The organism is Robiginitalea sp., from assembly GCF_049588695.1.
Lineage (GTDB): Bacteria > Bacteroidota > Bacteroidia > Flavobacteriales > Flavobacteriaceae > Robiginitalea.
The window spans coordinates 1-2,726 of the sequence record NZ_JBAVZJ010000315.1 but is presented as its reverse complement, the minus strand read 5'-3'; the positions used below and the strand labels follow the sequence as shown (position 1 = coordinate 2,726).

The window sequence follows — 2,726 nt, the reverse complement described above, 5'->3', positions numbered from 1 at the left end:
AAAAGCTGATTCCATTAACGAAATTTCCTTATTGGAAATCCCTATTCCCTTAGCCAAAGTTTTCCAATCCCGAACTACCGTTAAAACCTCATTGATGATGGCATCCATTTCATCTCCACTTAAGCGGAAAAATTCCCCAACGCTCTTCGCCAGTCCAAAATCCAGGGCATTGTCATCCATATCGATATTGAGTGCCAGTCCGTCCTTTTCAATAGAAGGATTTAAGTCGTAAGCTGGCGATAGTTCCCACCCTTTTTCATTGAGGATAAATCCGTGGTTACGCAGATGGTCGTCCGTATTAGATATGGTAATATTGAAGACTATTCTACGCCATAGTTGGTGCAAATTGGCCTTAACATTGGTTCCATAATTCTCGATGAAATCAACAATATCAAGATAACTTGCCGTTTGGTTTTTAAGTGTTTCCTCATTGTTTCCGGTCATTGTCATTGCCGAAGCAAAATGGATTCGCCCACCGTCCTCACGGTCAAAACGTTTGGTGAGGAAGGTGTGATAAGAGCCTGAAATCTTTTGTATTTTTGATTCTGCCATTTCTATGCCACTGGCAATGGCCAATTTATAGGCAAGATATTCCCAAGCCGCCTTGTCCACGGTATCCGTTTTTGAAGGGAACTTCGCAATCCATAGGCTTTTTTCTTTCCCCAGGATATTTGCTTTTGGTCGCGCACCACCCAAGGATGAACCTGGTGCTATCAGAACCGCTAACCATTGCTTTGTTTCTTCATTTTGGGTATCGCTTTCAAGCTGTTCAACGGCTTTTTGCAAATCACCAAGGGACGACCAGGGTGGCGTAGGGTTTTGGTCATCATCATCCATGAATGGGCCGTCCAGTTCTGTCTTAAAGCGAAGTGCACCCATTCGACTCTCATCATAGACCCCGAGCAAATAGTCTATTTCATTAAGCGTTTTCGCCTTCTCACCACGTTCCCTGGCGTCTTGCGCTTCTCGGCGTTTCATCAGGGTCTTTCCCCAAGTGTCGGGCATACTGTCCAGGAATATCCCGAAGTTTTCTTTGTCAGTCGGATATTGAGGCCCTGAATAGAACGCAATATCTGGGTCAAGATTTTGATAAAGGCCTTTATTCAACCAATCCTTATTGTACTCAAAACTGAACGCCTTTTTTCCTTTCGCGAAATGTGCTGAAAGAACACCCATCTGAATAGGGCCATTTAGACCAGCCCAGTCCGCATACACATAAATATCAAATTTCCCTTGAGCCATATCTTATAGTAAATCCAAGTCTTGAAGTTTGCGACCAAATTCATCATCCTGGGCAATTTTCGAAAAATCGTTTTCAAGATTCAACACTTTGAGTACATTGAAATAGATACCTATGGCCACAGCTGGGTCACCCTTTTCAATTCGGTGCAGCGTTGCACGGTGTATGCCTGCACGTTCCGAAACCTGTTCTGCGGTCAGCTTCCTGCGCTTACGTGCGAGTTTGATATTTTCACCGATACCATCAAATATCTTTTGATATTTGGGAAGTATTATAGCTTTCTTTGAGTTCATATTGTCGCTTATTAACGACAAATATAGTATTTATGTTGTAAATAAGCGACATTTTTGAGTTTTGAATAATAAAGAAGAGCCGATGCGAATGCCGACCCTCTTTGAACAACAAAACCTCAACACCCCAGGGCCACTAACCCCTTCTCAACCCATTACCTACTTTTTCGTACTTTGACACTCCAACCAACCAACCCATGCTCCGCTTCTTCCGGAAAATCCGCCAACGTATGCTACCCGACAATAAGTTCAGCAAATACCTGCTCTATGCCATAGGGGAGATATTACTCGTTGTTATCGGCATTCTAATAGCCCTGCAGGTGAGCAACTGGAATGAAAATATGCAGGAAGAAAAGGCGATTCACAAAGTTTTAATCGAGATTAAAGAAGATTTAATTCATGATAAAGCAGAATTAAAATTGAGTTTGGAAGTACATTCCAAAGATTTGGAAGCACAAAATAGAGTCATTAAAGCTTTGGAAAATAAGACTGGTTTTAATGAAAAAATGCGTTCTGATTTGGGACACATTTACTTGTCTCACTATTTCTTTTCCGTTTCAAAAGGTTATAATCTCCTCAAAGAGATTAATCTTACCTCACTTAAAAACAAAGAACTTCGTATTTCCCTCACCCGGTATTACGAAAATGATATTCCCAGGGTCCATCTCGAATTCGCTGATGATAAGATGGAGTTTGAAAACTACTGGCTGCCCTACGTAAGAATACACTTTAAAGAATGGGAATTTGGGGAATATGCAGTTCCCCATGACTATGATCAAATTGTAAACGACAGGGAATTGTTGACCGCAACCAAAAGAAACAGCATCAACTTAAGAAATACCGTAAATGCATTGGAGGCCGCCCTGGATTCCGCAATTAAATTAATAGAGCTCTTACCGGACGATTCTATAATGGAAATGAAATAACGAAAGGCTAATAAGGTACATAAAGCAATAAAACGCCGTTTATACGAGCCCTTGCACCTCATCACTAACCCATGATAAAACACACCAAATAAATGAAACCCAACACCAACCAACCCAACCCAAAACCCCTCCTAAAAACCCTATCCCTATTCCTCTTACTACTCTGTTCAACCTTCACCACCGCCCAAAACAAAGATTACAGTGAAGTAGTCTCCAAAAAAGCAGACCAGATGGAACAAAAGGTTATCGATTGGCGACATGATATTCACC

Annotated in this window: 3 protein-coding genes; 1 reads left to right on the top strand and 2 read right to left on the bottom strand. The window is 41.5% G+C overall.

Features of this window, described 5'->3' with window-relative positions; all coding sequences use genetic code 11:
- Positions 1-1,242 (bottom strand): type II toxin-antitoxin system HipA family toxin (locus tag WBV75_RS07710; RefSeq protein ID WP_424120052.1); only part of this gene is annotated, 1,242 nt, incomplete at its 3' end.
- Positions 1,243-1,245: 3 nt separating this feature from the next.
- On the bottom strand, positions 1,246-1,533 hold the full coding sequence (locus WBV75_RS07705; RefSeq protein ID WP_424120051.1) for a helix-turn-helix domain-containing protein: 288 nt from the start codon (positions 1,531-1,533) through the stop codon (positions 1,246-1,248).
- Positions 1,534-1,760: 227 nt separating this feature from the next.
- Between WBV75_RS07705 and WBV75_RS07700 the strand changes: the two genes are divergently transcribed.
- Positions 1,761-2,456: a DUF6090 family protein gene (locus tag WBV75_RS07700; RefSeq protein ID WP_424120050.1), complete on the top strand. Its 696-nt coding sequence runs from the start codon at positions 1,761-1,763 to the stop codon at positions 2,454-2,456.
- Positions 2,457-2,726 lie beyond the last annotated feature (270 nt).